This is a genomic window from Pseudoalteromonas sp. SCQQ13, from assembly GCF_015864415.1.
GTDB classification, from domain to species: Bacteria; Pseudomonadota; Gammaproteobacteria; order Enterobacterales; family Alteromonadaceae; genus Pseudoalteromonas; species Pseudoalteromonas nigrifaciens.
The window spans coordinates 12730-28922 of the sequence record NZ_JADYXG010000015.1; the positions used below are offsets into that span (position 1 = coordinate 12730).

Genomic DNA, 16193 nt, shown 5'->3' on the forward strand with positions numbered 1-16193 from the left:
AATTTCCTAATAATTAACGGACTTTAAGTCCAAATAAATTTTACACCGAAAGGGATTAAACAGCTTAAAATTAAGCAGCTTGCTCTTCTTTCTGTACACGTACTGCTTCAATTGTTTTACACAATTTACCAGCAGACGCTTCTTTCATAGCGCTCATTAAGCGTGCAACAGCTTCGTCGTATGTAGGTAATGTAGCAAGCATTGCTGCATCAACAACATTTCCTTCAAAAGCGGCCGTTTTAAGCTCAAATTTCTCGTTCTTTTTTGCAAAAGCAGAAAAGATACGCGCAGCAGCACCTGGGTGCTCTGATGAGAAAGCGATTAAGCTTGGACCAACAAATGAATCAGAAAGGCACTCAAACTGTGTTCCTTCAAGAGCACGTTTTGCTAAAGTGTTACGGACAACTTTCATCCAAACACCATTTGCACGAGCTTCTTTACGAAGGGCAGTGATTGCGCCAACTGTTACACCACGAGAATCTGCAACAACTGCAGATAGAGCACCATTGGCTGCTTCGTTGACTTCAGCAACTATTGCTTGTTTGCCTTGAAGATTTAAAGCCATGGGTGTTACTCCTGGTTTAATGGGGTTACCGACACTCGGTGTCCCCTGTTCTACTCTTCCCTATCAAACAAGATAGAGATGCTTTTTACGGCGAGAGCCAGAAGGATTAGGAAAAATCTATCTGGGGTCTACACCGTCTACGTAGGTGAGTATTAAGGCCGAAGCCACCTACGGTCTTGGACGGAAGTCCAATTTATCGCTTTACCCTAAGGTGCAACGAAATTATGGACTTCAACCCGAATTCTTTACTTTGCTGAAAAACGAATTAATCAACAAAATGGCGCGAAATTATAGTACAAATTTCACGCCATGTAAACACCGATTAAGCTACAGTAGTGCTTAACGTGTTTTGGTCAACAGCAACGCCTGCGCCCATTGTTGTAGAGATGCTTACTTTCTTCACGTAAACACCTTTAGCTTGAGAAGGTTTAGCCTTCTTAAGCGCAACAATTAGTGACTCAAGGTTTTGTTGTAATTGCTCAGCAGTGAAATCAACCTTACCAATAGTAGTATGGATGATGCCATTTTTGTCATTACGGTAACGTACTTGACCCGCTTTTGCATTTTTAACTGCTTCAGCAACGTTAGGTGTTACTGTACCAGTCTTAGGGTTTGGCATTAGACCACGTGGGCCTAAGATTTGACCTAGTTGACCAACAACACGCATAGCGTCTGGTGATGCAACAACAACGTCAAAGTTCATCTCGCCTTTTTTAACTAGCTCAGCAAGATCTTCCATACCTACTAATTCTGCACCGGCTTCTTTCGCAGCTTCTGCGTTAGCGCCTTGTGTGAATACTGCAACGCGAACGTCACGACCAGTACCGTTAGGTAATACAGTTGCACCACGAACGTTTTGATCAGATTTACGAGCATCGATACCAAGGTTAACAGCAACGTCAACACTTTCTACAAACTTAGCTGTCGCTAACTCTTTTAAAAGCGCGATCGCTTCGTTGATTTCGTAATCTTTAGTTACTTCCACTTTTTCGCGGATAGTACGCATACGTTTAGTTAATTTAGCCATATTCTTAGTCCTCTACGCTCAAGCCCATCGCACGAGCAGATCCTGCGATAGTGCGAACCGCAGCTTCTAAATCAGAAGCTGTAAGGTCAGCTCGTTTAGTCTCAACAATCTCTTCAAGTTGAGCACGAGTTACTGTGCCTACTTTTTCAGTGTTAGGACGGCCTGAGCCTGATTTAACGCCAGCTGCTTTAAGTAGCAAGTATGCTGCAGGTGGAGTTTTCATGTCGAACGTAAAAGAACGGTCACCGTAAACAGAGATCACTACAGGAACTGGAGCGCCTTTTTCGATAGACTCTGTACGTGCGTTAAACGCTTTACAGAATTCCATGATGTTTACACCGTGTTGACCTAGTGCAGGACCTACTGGTGGACTAGGATTAGCCATACCAGCATTAACTTGTAGCTTGATTAGAGCTTCAACTTTTTTAGCCATTATAAATACCTCATTAAGTGGGTCTCAGCCTTGTGCGCGCGAGGACGCGTACTCTAACGGCTCCCCAATATAAAAAATTGTTTCGTACTTTTTGTAGCGTAAAATTAATTTACCCAAATACAAAAAGGCCGCTGATTATAAGTTAATCAGCGGCCTTTTTCAAGCTTCGTGCCAAATTTTATAAAAAAATTAGCATCACTTTTTTAATCAATTACTTATCTTGTTCAACTTGACCAAATTCAAGTTCAACCGGTGTAGAACGACCAAAAATAAGTACCGACACTTTAACGCGGCTCTTTTCGTAGTCAACTTCTTCAACAACACCGCTAAAGTCAGCAAATGGACCGTCAGTAACACGAACAACTTCACCTGGTTCAAATAAGGTAGCAGGTTTAGGTGCTTCAGCATTTTCTTGTAAACGATTAAGAATACGCTCAGCTTCTTTGGCACTAATTGGTGCAGGACGATCAGACGTACCACCAATAAAGCCCATAACACGTTCTGTGCTATTAACTAAATGCCAGCTTTTATCGTTCATATCCATTTGAATTAGTACGTAACCTGGGAAGAACTTACGCTCAGATTTACGCTTTTGACCAGCGCGCATCTCAATCACTTCTTCTGTTGGTACTAATACCTCACCAAAGCTCTCTTCAAGGCCTTTGATTTTAATGTGTTCTAAAATAGTTTGTGCAACACGCTTCTCATAACCTGAGAAAGCCTGTACTACGTACCAACGTAGCTTTATTTCGTTGTTCTCATCCGACATGGGATCAGATCTCCAATCCAGTTAAAAAGCCTACAGCGCGGAATAAAATGCCATCTAATCCCCAAAGGATAAGTGCCATTATCGCTGTTGCAACCATTACAATTAATGTCGTGTGGATAGTTTCTTGACGCGTTGGCCAAATTACTTTGCGCACTTCAATTCTTGCTTCTTTAGCAAAAGTAAGGAAAGTACGTCCTTTAGCTGTTTGCGAGGCAATTGCTAAACCAGCTGCTATTGCAACTACAACGCCAATCGCACGTAGTAATACAGACTGATCTGCAAACATGTGATTACCAACAACTGCGCCTGCAAGTAGCACTATTGCTACTAACCACTTTACTGACTCCATCGCACTTGATGGCGTTTCTACATTCGTGCTCATAATATTATTACCTTAACTACAGACACAACAACCCTACGCTATGGTAGGGTTAATCCATTAAAATCTAAACTTAAAAACAGACTTATTTAAACCGATTTTTAACCCCAGACTTACCCGCATCGCGAGTAATATTGGCAGGGGCGGAGAGATTCGAACTCCCAACCGTCGGTTTTGGAGACCGCTGTTCTACCAATTGGAACTACGCCCCTGCAAAGTGGATGCCTATTATACTTACGCAGTTCATTAACACAAGAGTAAAGATTGTCATCTGATAAAATCTTCACCGTTAATTTACACACCGCATTATTTAACCACTTAACTCGCTAAATTAATATTTATTTATGCAATAAAAAGTCATTCCTGCAATGAGTTACCGTAAAAAAATCAAAATAAACGTACCAACTCGCCACGATAGAAATCGCATAGCAACCAAATTTGCTCAAATGCATGCGTTTGCGGCACACTAATCATTTTAAGCTGAGCATCAAAGTCTGCTTTATGCCAAATAGTGCTGGCATTGCGAATTAATAACCAAGTTCGCGCTGAATGATAAGATTTAGTGGCTTTTTGCTCCAGTAATCTCTCTAACGCTAGGCGTAACCTTTGCTCACTTGGGGCTTGCGCCATATCGGCCAATGCCCGTTGCATTGGAATTGACAGTGGCCGGCCAAGTACTGCCATTGCTTCGGTTTCACTGGCATATAAATGCGCAACTTCAATATCAAGTTGCTGATCGCCTTTGTAGCAGCTAACGTCGGGCTTATTGGGCTCATTATGCCAAATATGGCGCATATGAATGCCATATTGCTGCTCATAACAACGTAAAAACAACCTCGCTGCCTCGTGCTCTAACTGTTGTTTTTCTTGTTCGCTATCACGCTTCATTTAATACCGCGTACACATTAGTTAATAAACTTGATGCGCCAAATCTAAAGGTATTTGCTTGTAAGTAGTCATTACCCATAATAGTGCTTGCAAGGGTTAAGTAATCGCTCGCATCTGCAACTGTTTTAACTCCTCCCGCCGCTTTAAAGCCAACTAGCTTGCCCGATTCTTTAATGGTATTGAGTATAGTTTTTGTCGCATCAAGCGTGGCATTAACGGCGACCTTACCGGTACTGGTTTTTACAAAGTCGGCACCGCCTTTAATAGCTAATAATGTGGCTGATGCGATTAAATCGGGTGTTTGTAACTCGCCGCTTTCTATAATAACTTTAAGTAGAGCGCGCGACCCACAGACTTTTTTGCTCTCGGTAACATACTTAAGCACACGGCTTTTATCACCCGCTATTAGCGCTTTATATGGAATAACTAAATCAATTTCATCTGCACCGCGCTCTATGGCAATTAGTGTTTCGTTTATTACGGTATTTAAAGGTGCGTCACCCGTTGGAAAGTTAGTTACTGTGGCTACTTTTATATGGCTTAGCTCTCTGGTAGCTAAGGCTATTTTTGCTTCTGCTACAAAATCACTGTAAACACATACTGCAGCGGGCGTGCCTAATTTAGGGTTAATGCTGTTCACTAACGTATTAATAGCGGCACTATCATCGTTGCTATTTAAGCTGGTTAAATCCATTAAGGCGACAGCCAAAGCAGCCTCTTTTTGTTGTTTAATCATAGTAACCTCATCATATTTATACCGTGATTTAATACCTGTAATTATAGTAACCTAAACTTGCTATAGCTCATAACCAAACACTCTAAGCCCTTAGTTTTACATGCAACCGACCGCAAAGCCTTACTAATTAAGATTTCGGCCTTAAAAACCCACTCGTTATAACTTTTAGTTATAACGAGTGGGTTTTAATTATTTTTTACTTACTATGTGGCGCTATATTGTGGCTATCAGGCTAAACGAGCCATTTATTTTAGGGGTGTGATTAACGTGCAGTATTTACCTATCTTTACCAAACTCGACAACAAACCTGTATTGGTTGTTGGCGGTGGAGATGTTGCGTTGCGCAAATGCAGCGCGCTTTTAAAAGCGCGTGCCAGTATTACTTTAGTCGCTCCCAAATTTTGCCAACAGCTCATTGAACTTGCTAGCGAAAATAAAGTAACGCTTATACATGAGTACTTTAACGAGCAACATTTAAAAAATATGATGCTGGTAATTGCTGCTACTGATTTGGAACATGTAAATAGCCAAGTGTTTGAACTGGCTAATGCTCATAACATTTTTGTTAATGTAGTTGACGATCAGCCTAAGTGCACCTTTATATTTCCATCGATTGTCGATCGCAACCCAATCACAATTGCTATATCCAGCGCAGGCACTGCCCCGGTATTAGCGCGCCGTTTACGCGAAAAACTAGAAACCCTAATACCGCAACATATTGGCCCGCTGGCAACGCTTGTGGGTGGCTTTAGAAGCAAAGTAAAACAACGCTTTAAGCACTTTGCCGATCGTCGCCAGTTTTGGGAAGGCGTATTCGACTCATCTGTTGTTAGTAAAGTACAAACCGGCGACACCCAAGCCGCAGAGCAACAGTTAGAACACATGCTAAATGCTAAAGCCGAGCCCGAAGGCGAGGTTTATGTAGTAGGTGCAGGCCCTGGCGATCCTGAATTGCTGACACTTAAGGCACTGCAACTTATGCAACAAGCCGATGTAGTGGTTTATGACTATTTAGTGTCTGACGAGATCATGGAGTTAGTGCGCCGCGATGCCGACCTTATTTGTGTAGGCAAGCGTTTAGGCGATCACAGCGTAGCGCAGCAAGACACTAACCAAATGCTGGTCGATTTAGCCAAGCAAGGTAAAAAAGTATGCCGTATTAAAGGTGGCGATCCGTTTATTTATGGTCGTGGTGGCGAAGAAGTACAAGTACTTGCGGCTAACAAGGTAAATTATCAAATTGTACCTGGTATAACTGCCGCTGCAGGATGCAGTGCCTATGCGGGTATTCCGCTTACCCATCGTGACCACGCACAAGCGATTCAGTTTGTAACCGGGCATTGTAAAAAAGACGGCCAAGAACTCGATTGGCAATCGCTGGCTAAACCAAATCAAACCTTAGCTATTTATATGGGCGTGATAAAGTCGCCACATATACAAGCTGAGCTTTTAAAGCATGGCCGCAACGCCAATACACCCGTTGCCATTATTGAAAACGGCACCCGTAAAAATCAACGCGTAATTACTGGAAAGCTGGGCGAGCTTGCCGATTTAATTACGCGTAACAGTGTGGTTTCTCCTGCGCTGCTTATTATTGGCGAAGTAGCATCCTTGCACCAAGAGTTACATTGGTTTGGTGCCAAAGCGCAAACTAGCAGTTTTGCGCAACCACTTACCGATGTGGCATAAGCTTTATACATTTATTAGATTTTAACTTTTAATTATTTTAGTAGGACGACTAACAATGGCTTTAACTCACCTTCAGCAGCTTGAAGCTGAAAGTATCAAAATCATGCGCGAAGTCGCCGCTGAGTTTGAGAACCCAGTAATGCTTTACTCAATTGGTAAAGATTCGTCGGTACTTTTGCACTTAGCGCGTAAAGCATTTTACCCTGCAAAAATTCCGTTTCCGTTATTACACGTAGACACTAATTGGAAGTTTAGCGAAATGATTGAATTTCGTGACCGTATTGCCAAAGAATACGGCTTTGAGCTACTAGTGCATAAAAACCCAGAAGGCATGGAAATTGGTATAAGCCCATTCGAGCATGGCTCTGGTAAACATACCGATATAATGAAAACTCAAGGTTTAAAGCAAGCACTCGACAAATATGGCTTTGATGCCGCCTTTGGTGGCGCACGCCGCGACGAAGAAAAGTCACGCGCTAAAGAACGTGTTTATTCATTTCGCGATAAGCACCACCGCTGGGATCCTAAAAACCAACGCCCAGAGCTTTGGAATACGTACAACAGCCAAGTAAATCCAGGTGAAAGTATTCGTGTATTCCCTCTGTCTAACTGGACCGAGTTGGATATTTGGCAATATATTTATCAAGAAAACATCGACATGGTGCCTTTGTATCTAGCTAAAGAGCGCCCAGTGGTTGATCGCGACGGCACCCTAATTATGGTTGACGATGAGCGTATGCCACTTTTGGAGGGTGAAGTGCCAATGATGAAGTCGGTACGTTTTCGGACTTTAGGCTGCTATCCACTTACCGGTGCAGTGGAATCAACGGCCAGCTCATTAACCGAAATTATTGAAGAAATGCTGCTATCTACGTCATCTGAACGTGAAGGTCGGGTTATTGACCATGACTCGGCAGGCTCAATGGAAAAGAAAAAACGTGAAGGGTATTTCTAATGGCTAATCAAAATAACGACACATTTAACGAAGTAAAAGCAATCGGTATAGACGCTTACCTAGCACGTCAGCAAGACAAAAGCTTATTACGCATGCTTACCTGTGGCAGTGTAGATGACGGTAAATCAACACTCATTGGCCGCCTACTGCACGACAGCCACCAAATTTATGAAGATCAGTTAGCAGCACTACATAAAGATAACGAAAAAGTAGGTAACGCAGGTGATGACCTTGATTTAGCATTACTTGTTGATGGCCTACAAGCTGAGCGTGAGCAAGGCATAACCATTGACGTAGCGTACCGTTACTTCTCGACCGCTAAGCGCAAGTTTATTATTGCCGATACCCCAGGGCACGAGCAGTACACGCGCAACATGGTAACGGGTGCATCAACCAGCGATGTGGCCATTATTTTGGTGGATGCACGTTACGGCGTGCAAGTACAAACTAAACGTCACAGCTTTATTTGTGACTCGCTTGGTATTAAGCAATTTGTTGTGGCTATTAATAAAATGGATATCGTTGATTTTGACGAAACTGTTTATGAAAAAATTAAAGCTGATTACTTAAAATTTGCCGAGCAACTTAATGTAAGTAACATTAAATTTGTACCTATGTCGGCGCTTAAAGGCGATAACGTAGTTACTCGTTCTGTACATACGCCTTACTACACCGATAAACCATTGCTAGAGTTATTAGAAGACTCGCCAGCAGCGCAAATCGACACTGACTTTGAAGCACGTTTACCGGTGCAATATGTGGCGCGCCCTAACTTAAACTTTCGTGGTTTTCAGGGCACGCTAGCCTCAGGCAAGTTACAAGTGGGCGATGCAATAAAAGTATTACCATCGGGCAAAACTTCTAGCATTAAAGAAATTGTTACCTTTGATGGCAACCTAGACAGTGCACAAGCTGGCCAAGCAATTACCGTTACGCTAAATAGCGAAATTGATATTAGCCGAGGCGATGTCATTGTACCAGCAAGCTCTACGGCAATAGTTACCAACCAGCTACAAGCTAAATTAGTATGGATGCACGAAACGCCGCTGCAACTAGGTAAAAGCTATAACTTTAAACTTGGTAGCAAAAACACCTCTGCTCAAGTTACTAAGATTGATCACACTATCGATGTAAATACCTTAGAGCATGGTAGCAGCGACACTCTACAGTTAAACGAAATCGCTATTGTAACGCTAGAACTTAGCGAAACTATTTTGGCTGATGAGTATCACAGTAATCACGAAACCGGCTCGTTTATACTTATCGATCGCTTATCTAACTTAACTATTGCAGCCGGTATGATAGAGCAAGTACTGCAAAGCCAAGCGCAGCAAAGTAACTTTAGTGCTTTTGAAGTTGAGTTTAACACTTTAGTACGCAAGCACTTTCCGCATTGGCAAGCGCTTGATATATCAAAGTTATAATACTTTTTGAGCCTGTTATAGGATATAAAGCATGGTAGATCAGCTCATTTTAACAGGCATTATGCTTACTTTAGTCGGGTGCCTTTTTGGCACTCGGCTTAATCCTGCATGGCTATTTGTGGGAGCCATTGGCAGCAGCTACTTAGCAGGGCTAATAGATTTAGAAAGCATGTTAGTTAATTATACTAACCCGTCGCTAATTACTTTGGTGTTATTAATATTAGTGTCAATTGCGATTGAAAAAACCACCCTTATTCAAAAATTAGCGCAATCGCTATCGAGTGGTAGTTTAGTTAAATCAGTGACTAAATTGGGACTTTCGACCGCGTTTTTATCGTCGTTTACCAATAACACCGCCGTGGTTGCTTCCTTAATTACCGCGATAAAAGACAACCCCAATCACTCGCCATCAAAGTTATTATTACCGCTATCGTACACCGCTATTTTAGGCGGCACTATTACCCTTATTGGCACATCAACCAACTTAATAGTAAATGGTTTTGCCGTAGATGCGGGCATGGCACCACTGGGATTTTTTGACTTTACCTTAGTAGGTTTGGGCGCATTAAGCGTGGGCTTAATCACTATTTTAGTCATGTTAAAATACTTACCCGACAACGGTAAAAGCGACCAAGAAGTCGTGCCTTTTTATCTTGAAGGTAAAGTACAAGCCGGTTCAAAGCTAATTGGTCGCACCGTAGAAGAAAATGGCCTGCGTGAACTTAAAGACTTATTTTTAGGCGAAATAATTCGCGATAACCAACGTATTTGTGCGGTCACGCCACAGCAAATAATTAAACAAAACGACATATTACTTTTTGTGGGCGATATAAAATCAGTCCCCCTACTTACGCGTTTCGATGGTTTAAAAGTAGTGCACGACAATCATCAAAAAGACATAGAACACTTAGTAGAAGTTGTTGTAAGTCAGTCTTCAAAATTTATTGGTAAAACCGTAAAAGAAGCCCGCTTTAGAGAGCAGTTTCATGCGGCCGTTATTGCTATTCGCCGCGGCCACGATCGCCTGCAAGGTGGTTTAGGGCAAGTGCGTTTACAAGCAGGCGACTCACTAATACTCGCCCCGGGTAAAAATTTTTACAGCTTGCCTAATTTAAAGCGCGAATTTGTGTATATATCGGGGTTTGATTTACAAACTCACCTAGCGCCTAAACAGTCAAACATTGTGCTGCTAAGCTTTGCCGCTGTACTGGGCTTAAGTATTATTGGCTTAGTGCCGCTAGTTAAAGGCTTATTAGTATTACTGATTGGCTTTATGCTTTGCGGTACTATTAAGCTTAGCGAAGTAAAACGTCGCTTTCCTATTGAGTTACTCGCCGTAGTAGGCAGCGCCATAGGCTTAGCAAAACTAATGATAGGCACCGGACTTGCTGGGCAAATATCGGCGGCTATGTTTGTAGTACTTGGCGACTTTGGCCCATACAGCGCCTTTATCGCAATATTTTTAATGACAGTATTATTTACCGAGCTGATAACCAATAACGCCGCTGCAGCATTGTCGTTTCCGGTTGCCTATTCACTTGCCGTTGGCTTTAACGTAGACCCACTGCCATTTATTATGGCGGTTGCGTTTGGCGCATCAGCAAGTTTTATATCGCCGTTTGGGTATCAAACTAACCTTATGGTTTACAGCGCGGGTAACTATCGTTTAAAAGATTATGTAGTGATGGGCTTGCCCCTTTCTATTATTTATTCAATAACAGTATTAACCTTGATCCCGCTAGTATTTCCGTTTTAATACCGGCACGCACAGCATAAAGAGATAACTCACTATGGATGAAAATATTGTTTGGCATAACTACGCAACCACTAAAGCACAACGTAGTGAGCAAAAAAAGCATCAGAGCGCTATTATATGGTTTACCGGATTTTCGGGCTCAGGTAAAAGCACTGTAGCAAACGCGCTAGAAGCCGCACTTAATCAACAAGGTATTCATACTTACCTGCTCGATGGCGACAACGTACGCCACGGTTTATGTAAAGACCTAGGCTTTAGCGACGCAGACCGAGTTGAAAATATTCGCCGCGTAGGCGAAACAGCAAAGCTAATGGTTGACGCTGGCTTGTTAGTGCTTACTGCGTTTATATCGCCTTTTAGAGCAGAGCGCGACATGGTACGCAGCTTAGTAGATGACAAGGAGTTTATTGAAGTATTTATCGACACCCCACTCGATGTATGCGAAAGCCGCGATCCTAAAGGCTTATACAAAAAAGCCCGCGCTGGCGAAATTAAACACTTTACCGGCATTGATTCCAGTTACGAAATACCCATCAATCCAGAAATAATTTTAGATACCAGTAAAAACACGCTAGACCAATCGGTTGTTCAGCTGATAACGTATCTAAAACAACAGCACATAATATAGGTTAACCCCAATGAACCAAACCGAACTGCTAGAAGAAACCCTGATCCTTGCCCGCAAAGCGGGTAGCGCCATAATGGGAATTTATCAAAAGGACTTTAACGTTGAATACAAAGCCGATGAAAGCCCTGTAACCGACGCCGACTTAGCAGCTCATAAAATTATTGTTGCAGGGCTACAGCAGCTCACTCCCGACATTCCTATATTAAGTGAAGAAAACGCCGATATAAGCTGGGAAGTTCGCAAAGCATGGAAAAGTTACTGGCTAGTAGATCCTATCGATGGCACCAAAGAGTTTATTAAAAAAAATGGTGAGTTCACCGTAAATATCGCACTTATCGAAAATGGCATTCCGGTTTTAGCCGTAGTAGACGCCCCAGCCCTTGGCGTATCTTACTTAGCAAGCGAAGCCATAGGCGCATTTAAAGACAAAGGCGATGAACGCATAGAGCTAAAAGTAACTACCAAACCAAACACAGGGTTAATACGCGTAGTTGGCAGCCGCTCACACCCCTCACCCGATTTAGCCGAATTTGTAAAACGCTTTGACGAAGTAGAAATGGTTTCAAAAGGCAGCTCACTAAAACTATGTTTAGTGGCCGAAGGCAGCGCCGATATTTACCCGCGCTTAGGCCCAACCTGTGAGTGGGATACTGGCGCCGGCCATGCAATCGCCGCAATCGCCGGCGCTAAAGTAACTAAAATTGATGGCAGCCCGCTAATTTACAACACCAAAGATGAGTATTTAAATCCGTATTTTATTGTTTCAGCTATTGAAGAATAAAGCGCCTAGAGCTGCGGGCTTTTAGCTACTAGCAGCTCTATGTCAATTTAAACACCGTAGGTTGGGTTGAGTGAAGCGAAACCCAACGAATAACCGCTGTTAACCACAATATTTTAATCTTCCAATTTCACCTCAAAAAACACTTAAATCGGTGCGCGTAAAAAGTGTGTAACGCCTAATGTGTGTCCGTTTATTGTCATGTAGTTGTCTTTATGTGATTGGGCTTTAAAACCACACTTTAATAGTACGGCTTTTGAGGCGGGGTTATTATCTAGCACTAAGGCTTCTAACTTGTTAACTGCATAATGCTGAGCGGCTATGCTAATTAATTCGTTAAGGCAAAAACTGGCGTAGCCTTTACCTATGCTATTTTTAGCAACTCGATAACCCACTGCGGCAGTGTTTGTTTGCCCTGTTATATCTTTTAAATTTGCGCGCGCAACAATTTGCTCATTAACAATAAGCACACCCGAATAATGCGTACCTAATTGCATGTTTATAATGGCATCATAAATATGCATTTTAATGCCTAAATCGCGATAAAAGTAATCCTCTCTCGGCGGCAGCATTGATTCAAACCAAGCTTTATTTTCTGATTCAAATTGCAATAACATAGCTAAATGCTTAACTGACAAGATTTCAAATATCACAAAAACTCCTGTTTTTAATCACTTTACAACCTAGGTGGAAAGTAGGGTTTACAATAATTATACTCTAGATTGCAGTGTGTAAACTTTAAACTTTATGGGGAAAAGCTATTAACCCCCTTTTTAAGTGCACCTTTCCTGCTTATTATTTTTAACGTTGAGCTAAAGCCACTGCCATTCTCTGCTCACTTTTATAACGCTGTTGCAAATTAATTACAGGCGTAACTGGTACGCTACAAATAAGCGAATATTAAGCTAGTTTATCGAATGAAATCATTAAGTAAAAACTATATGCTTTGCCGTCATTATTATTCTAAAAAAACCTGGTGAGCTTATGCCCCCATCTCAAGATGCTACGCATTTTAATGCATCTACAGCAAAACAGTCTTCTTGGACTTTGCACGACACACAGTGGACGTTAAGCCTATTTGGTACCGCCGTTGGTGCCGGTATTTTATTTTTACCTATTAATATTGGTATTGGCGGTTTTTGGCCGTTAATTATTATGGCGTGCTTGGCCTTTCCAATGACCTTTTTAGCGCACCGCGGTTTAGCGCGGTTTGTGCTGTCGTCAAAAAATAAAGATGCTGACTTTACCGATGTAGTAGAGGAGCATTTTGGGGTGACCGCGGGTCGGCTAATCTCTTTGCTGTACTTTTTATCTATTTTTCCGATTTTACTTATTTACGGTGTCGGTTTAACCAATACCGTAGACAGCTTTATGGTGAACCAGCTTGGCATGGAGTCACCATCGCGGGTGTTGCTTTCTGGTGTATTGGTTGCAGGTATGATTGGCTTAATGATGGGCGGCGAAAAGCTGATGCTTCGTGCTTTTGCTATTTTAGTTTATCCGCTTGTGGGCATATTGTTTTTTTTATCCTTGTATTTAATCCCTAGTTGGCAAATGCCGAATATGGCGCTGCCAGAAGTGGGCAGCTTTGGTAAAACACTGTGGTTGTCGATTCCTATTATTGTATTTTCGTTTAGCCACGCAGCGGCTATTTCGAGCTTTGTAAACGTACAACGCGGTCATTATGGTAATAAAGCGGTTGCTAAGTCTGAGGCGATATTAAAGCGCACCAGTTTACTGTTAATTACCTTTGTATTGCTGTTTGTGTTTTCGTGTGTGTTGTCCTTAACTGGCGAGCAAATGGCGGCGGCGAAAGCGGCAAATGTGTCGGTTTTATCGTACCTTGCCAACATTACTGACAATTCGTTTATTGCTACGCTTGGCCCATTGGTGGCGTTTATTGCGATTATGTCGTCATTTTTAGGGCACTTTTTGGGTGCACGCGAAAGCTTTACTGGCTTAGTAACTAAGCAGTCGAACATAAGCGCTAAAGTTGCCGATAAGGTAGGTGCTGTACTAATGTTTTTTGCTATTTGGTTTTGCGCGGTTAAAAACCCGAGCATACTCGATATGATGGATCAGTTATCTGGCCCTATTATTGCGATGATTTTATTTATTATGCCCATGATTGCTGTTTATAAAGTACCGGCATTACACAAGCATCGTAATCGTTTAAGCACCTTATTTATATTAGCGGTTGGCTCAATGGCGGTAATGGCTTTGCTTTACAGCATGCTTAAATAATACTAAATATACTGGCTATAAGCTTTTTAACACAAAAAAAATGGCGCTCATTGAGCGCCATTTTTATTGACTATATTTTGCTATTTAATCTAGGTCTGGCAAGTTACGGCCATAGAATATTTCTTGCATTTCACGGGTCAGTTTAGAGCGAATTTCTTCCTCTTCTTCATCTGACAAATCATCCGTAGAAAGGCCGAATAAATAGGTATTTAAATCAGTCTCTTTTAACATCATTTTAGTGTGAAACAGGTTTTCTTGATACACGTTTACGTCCATCATTTGGTACGCTTCTTTGGTATCTTCTGTCATGAAGTTTTGAATTGAGCTAATTGCATGATCGATGTAGTGCTTAACGCCGTTTATGTCGCGGGTAAAACCACGTACGCGGTAGTCAATTGTTACTACGTCTGACTCTAGGCTATGAATAAGGAAGTTTAACGCTTTAAGTGGCGATATTATGCCACACGTTGACACTTCAATATCGGCGCGAAAAGTACAAATACCGTCATCAGGGTGAGCTTCTGGGTACGTGTGTACACAAATATGGCTTTTATCTAAATGGGCAACCACTGAATCTGGTAATGGGCCTGGAGCTTCGTCAGCATCGTAATTTTGCTGCTCTTCTACCGGCTCTTCTGAAACCAAAATAGTTACGCTTGCACCTTGCGGTTCGTAGTCTTGGCGCGCTACATTTAAAATGTTAGCACCTATAATATCAACAACTTCACCTAAAATGTCGGTTAGTCTATCTGCACTGTACTGCTCATCGATATATTCAATATATTCTTTACGTTGTTGCTCGGTCTTTGCATAGCAAATGTCGTAAATACTAAAGCTTAAACTTTTAGTTAAATTATTAAAACCATGAAGTTTAAGTTTATCGAAGGGTTTGTTCATAATAAACCAACCTATAAATTAGTGAAATCTGCTCTAGCAGAATAAAAGTTCGCGGATTTTATACGAATTTTACTCATGGAAAAAGCGTTATTTTACTTGATCTTGCACAACTTCGTGGCTATGCGTAATTTTTACTGTTTTATCAAGCATTAATGCGACCGAGCAATACTTTTCAGCAGAGAGTGAAACAGCGCGCGCAAGGTGCTTTTCAGACACATTATTGCCCGTTGCTACAAAGTGTAAATTAACTTTGGTAAATACTCGTGGGGCAGTTTCGGCGCGCTCTGCCGTTAACTGTACTTCTACGTTGCTAAAATCTTGTTTGGCTTTTTTTAAAATGCTCACTACATCAACCGATGAACAACAACCGATTGACATTAATACCATTTCCATAGGGCTTGGTGCAGCACTGTCGCTACCACCGTCAAATACAACATTATGATTTGAATTAGAGCGACCAATAAAGGTATTACCTTCAACCCATTTTACATTTGCTTGCATTGTTATACCTCAAAAATTATTTTCTTGATTGTATACCAATCAGCTTTAATAAGTGAGCGCCCAGCAATAATATAAATTAGCTTGATCAAGGCACTTAAATTTATGCAAGGGTGGTAAAACCGTCAGCGCATTTAAAGCGTGCTACCGGAAAATATAGAAGGGTTGCGGGCTAAGAAACGGCGTTATCAAATAGGTTTTTAACCAAACCACCAAACTCATCAATAAACATGTGTTGCTCTACCGTAACAGGCCGCGAGGTGATGCTACTGAGGACTTCTTGTAAATCGTAAACTATGCCATCAACTTCACGCACAATTTGGCTACGCTGCTCTGTAGTGAGCTCTGTGTGCTGCTGACATATGAGCATTACGTTTTGTGCAATCACGTCTTCGATTAATTCCATAACCGTAGGTGCACCTGGTTTTATTTCACCCGGCTTTTCAAATAAAGCTAAGTTTTGAGTTAGGTACATAATTAAGTCGTCGTACCCTTGCCTATTTAAAACCATTACACGTATACCTTAA

Annotated in this window: 18 protein-coding genes and 1 tRNA gene; 7 read left to right on the forward strand and 12 right to left on the reverse strand. The window is 41.8% G+C overall.

Annotated features, from left to right (window positions below; translation table 11 throughout):
- Window positions 1-70: 70 nt before the first annotated feature.
- From rplJ to deoC, 8 genes are all read right to left on the reverse strand, one after another.
- A complete protein-coding gene (gene rplJ, locus I6F41_RS12620) occupies window positions 71-565 on the reverse strand; it encodes a 50S ribosomal protein L10 (RefSeq protein ID WP_011326938.1) in 495 nt (164 codons plus the stop codon).
- Window positions 566-887: 322 nt separating this feature from the next.
- Window positions 888-1592 carry a 50S ribosomal protein L1 gene (gene rplA, locus I6F41_RS12625; protein WP_011326937.1) on the reverse strand — a complete coding sequence of 235 codons (705 nt, stop codon included), beginning with the start codon at window positions 1590-1592 and terminating at the stop codon, window positions 888-890.
- A 4-nt stretch (window positions 1593-1596) separates the two neighbouring features.
- Window positions 1597-2025, reverse strand: coding sequence for a 50S ribosomal protein L11 (gene rplK, locus I6F41_RS12630; RefSeq protein ID WP_011326936.1), 429 nt, complete (start codon window positions 2023-2025; stop codon window positions 1597-1599).
- A gap of 211 nt (window positions 2026-2236) precedes the next feature.
- The gene (nusG, locus tag I6F41_RS12635; protein WP_011326935.1) at window positions 2237-2794 is read right to left on the reverse strand and encodes a transcription termination/antitermination protein NusG; all 558 of its coding nucleotides are present in this window, start codon (window positions 2792-2794) and stop codon (window positions 2237-2239) included.
- A gap of 4 nt (window positions 2795-2798) precedes the next feature.
- Window positions 2799-3176 carry a preprotein translocase subunit SecE gene (gene secE, locus I6F41_RS12640; RefSeq protein ID WP_011326934.1) on the reverse strand — a complete coding sequence of 126 codons (378 nt, stop codon included), beginning with the start codon at window positions 3174-3176 and terminating at the stop codon, window positions 2799-2801.
- A gap of 132 nt (window positions 3177-3308) precedes the next feature.
- Window positions 3309-3385, reverse strand: a tRNA-Trp gene (locus I6F41_RS12645).
- A 175-nt stretch (window positions 3386-3560) separates the two neighbouring features.
- On the reverse strand, window positions 3561-4061 hold the full coding sequence (locus I6F41_RS12650; RefSeq protein WP_089367604.1) for a hypothetical protein: 501 nt from the start codon (window positions 4059-4061) through the stop codon (window positions 3561-3563).
- Window positions 4051-4797: a deoxyribose-phosphate aldolase gene (gene deoC, locus I6F41_RS12655; RefSeq protein WP_086995174.1), complete on the reverse strand. Its 747-nt coding sequence runs from the start codon at window positions 4795-4797 to the stop codon at window positions 4051-4053. The genes I6F41_RS12650 and deoC overlap by 11 nt, the downstream gene beginning before the upstream one ends.
- A gap of 267 nt (window positions 4798-5064) precedes the next feature.
- Between deoC and cysG the strand changes: the two genes are divergently transcribed.
- Genes cysG through cysQ form a run of 6 tightly spaced genes read left to right on the forward strand, consistent with a single transcriptional unit; the run spans window position 5065 to window position 12030 of the window.
- Complete coding sequence (gene cysG / locus I6F41_RS12660) at window positions 5065-6486, forward strand: siroheme synthase CysG (RefSeq protein WP_182677334.1); 1422 nt, start codon at window positions 5065-5067, stop codon at window positions 6484-6486.
- 55 nt (window positions 6487-6541) lie between these two features.
- Window positions 6542-7441: a sulfate adenylyltransferase subunit CysD gene (gene cysD / locus I6F41_RS12665; protein WP_011326930.1), complete on the forward strand. Its 900-nt coding sequence runs from the start codon at window positions 6542-6544 to the stop codon at window positions 7439-7441.
- Window positions 7441-8865, forward strand: coding sequence for a sulfate adenylyltransferase subunit CysN (gene cysN / locus I6F41_RS12670; RefSeq protein ID WP_011326929.1), 1425 nt, complete (start codon window positions 7441-7443; stop codon window positions 8863-8865). Before cysD ends, cysN begins: the two co-directional genes overlap by 1 nt.
- Window positions 8866-8896: 31 nt before the next feature.
- Window positions 8897-10621, forward strand: a complete 1725-nt coding sequence (locus I6F41_RS12675) for an SLC13 family permease (protein ID WP_011326928.1) — start codon at window positions 8897-8899, stop codon at window positions 10619-10621.
- Window positions 10622-10655: 34 nt separating this feature from the next.
- Window positions 10656-11249, forward strand: a complete 594-nt coding sequence (gene cysC, locus I6F41_RS12680) for an adenylyl-sulfate kinase (RefSeq protein WP_011326927.1) — start codon at window positions 10656-10658, stop codon at window positions 11247-11249.
- 10 nt (window positions 11250-11259) lie between these two features.
- Window positions 11260-12030: a 3'(2'),5'-bisphosphate nucleotidase CysQ gene (gene cysQ, locus I6F41_RS12685; RefSeq protein WP_182684111.1), complete on the forward strand. Its 771-nt coding sequence runs from the start codon at window positions 11260-11262 to the stop codon at window positions 12028-12030.
- A 143-nt stretch (window positions 12031-12173) separates the two neighbouring features.
- Here the strand turns inward: cysQ and I6F41_RS12690 are convergent, their stop codons facing one another.
- Entirely contained in the window at window positions 12174-12680 is a 507-nt protein-coding gene (locus tag I6F41_RS12690) for a GNAT family N-acetyltransferase (RefSeq protein WP_182684112.1), read from the reverse strand.
- A 331-nt stretch (window positions 12681-13011) separates the two neighbouring features.
- Here I6F41_RS12690 and I6F41_RS12695 point away from each other — a divergent pair, with 331 nt between their 5' ends.
- A complete protein-coding gene (locus I6F41_RS12695; RefSeq protein ID WP_011326918.1) occupies window positions 13012-14271 on the forward strand; it encodes an aromatic amino acid transport family protein in 1260 nt (419 codons plus the stop codon).
- An 84-nt stretch (window positions 14272-14355) separates the two neighbouring features.
- Here I6F41_RS12695 and speD read toward each other — a convergent pair whose 3' ends face one another.
- The 3 genes from speD to I6F41_RS12710 form a co-directional block, all read right to left on the reverse strand.
- Window positions 14356-15168 (reverse strand): adenosylmethionine decarboxylase, encoded by an 813-nt coding sequence (speD, locus tag I6F41_RS12700; RefSeq protein ID WP_011326917.1) that lies wholly within the window; start codon window positions 15166-15168, stop codon window positions 14356-14358.
- 87 nt (window positions 15169-15255) lie between these two features.
- Entirely contained in the window at window positions 15256-15669 is a 414-nt protein-coding gene (locus I6F41_RS12705; protein WP_011326916.1) for an OsmC family protein, read from the reverse strand.
- A gap of 169 nt (window positions 15670-15838) precedes the next feature.
- A complete protein-coding gene (locus I6F41_RS12710; RefSeq protein WP_011326915.1) occupies window positions 15839-16177 on the reverse strand; it encodes a DUF3802 family protein in 339 nt (112 codons plus the stop codon).
- Window positions 16178-16193: the final 16 nt, after the last annotated feature.

What these genes read in the sequence shown, in the direction of transcription:
- rplJ (WP_011326938.1), bottom strand. Translation starts at nt 565, where the DNA reads ATGGCTTTAAATCTTCAAGGCAAACAAGCAATAGTTGCTGAAGTCAAC.
- rplA (WP_011326937.1), bottom strand. Translation starts at nt 1,592, where the DNA reads ATGGCTAAATTAACTAAACGTATGCGTACTATCCGCGAAAAAGTGGAA.
- rplK (WP_011326936.1), bottom strand. Translation starts at nt 2,025, where the DNA reads ATGGCTAAAAAAGTTGAAGCTCTAATCAAGCTACAAGTTAATGCTGGT.
- nusG (WP_011326935.1), bottom strand. Translation starts at nt 2,794, where the DNA reads ATGTCGGATGAGAACAACGAAATAAAGCTACGTTGGTACGTAGTACAG.
- secE (WP_011326934.1), bottom strand. Translation starts at nt 3,176, where the DNA reads ATGAGCACGAATGTAGAAACGCCATCAAGTGCGATGGAGTCAGTAAAG.
- I6F41_RS12650 (WP_089367604.1), bottom strand. Translation starts at nt 4,061, where the DNA reads ATGAAGCGTGATAGCGAACAAGAAAAACAACAGTTAGAGCACGAGGCA.
- deoC (WP_086995174.1), bottom strand. Translation starts at nt 4,797, where the DNA reads ATGATTAAACAACAAAAAGAGGCTGCTTTGGCTGTCGCCTTAATGGAT.
- cysD (WP_011326930.1), top strand. Translation starts at nt 6,542, where the DNA reads ATGGCTTTAACTCACCTTCAGCAGCTTGAAGCTGAAAGTATCAAAATC.
- cysN (WP_011326929.1), top strand. Translation starts at nt 7,441, where the DNA reads ATGGCTAATCAAAATAACGACACATTTAACGAAGTAAAAGCAATCGGT.
- I6F41_RS12675 (WP_011326928.1), top strand. Translation starts at nt 8,897, where the DNA reads ATGGTAGATCAGCTCATTTTAACAGGCATTATGCTTACTTTAGTCGGG.
- cysC (WP_011326927.1), top strand. Translation starts at nt 10,656, where the DNA reads ATGGATGAAAATATTGTTTGGCATAACTACGCAACCACTAAAGCACAA.
- cysQ (WP_182684111.1), top strand. Translation starts at nt 11,260, where the DNA reads ATGAACCAAACCGAACTGCTAGAAGAAACCCTGATCCTTGCCCGCAAA.
- I6F41_RS12695 (WP_011326918.1), top strand. Translation starts at nt 13,012, where the DNA reads ATGCCCCCATCTCAAGATGCTACGCATTTTAATGCATCTACAGCAAAA.
- speD (WP_011326917.1), bottom strand. Translation starts at nt 15,168, where the DNA reads ATGAACAAACCCTTCGATAAACTTAAACTTCATGGTTTTAATAATTTA.
- I6F41_RS12705 (WP_011326916.1), bottom strand. Translation starts at nt 15,669, where the DNA reads ATGCAAGCAAATGTAAAATGGGTTGAAGGTAATACCTTTATTGGTCGC.
- I6F41_RS12710 (WP_011326915.1), bottom strand. Translation starts at nt 16,177, where the DNA reads ATGGTTTTAAATAGGCAAGGGTACGACGACTTAATTATGTACCTAACT.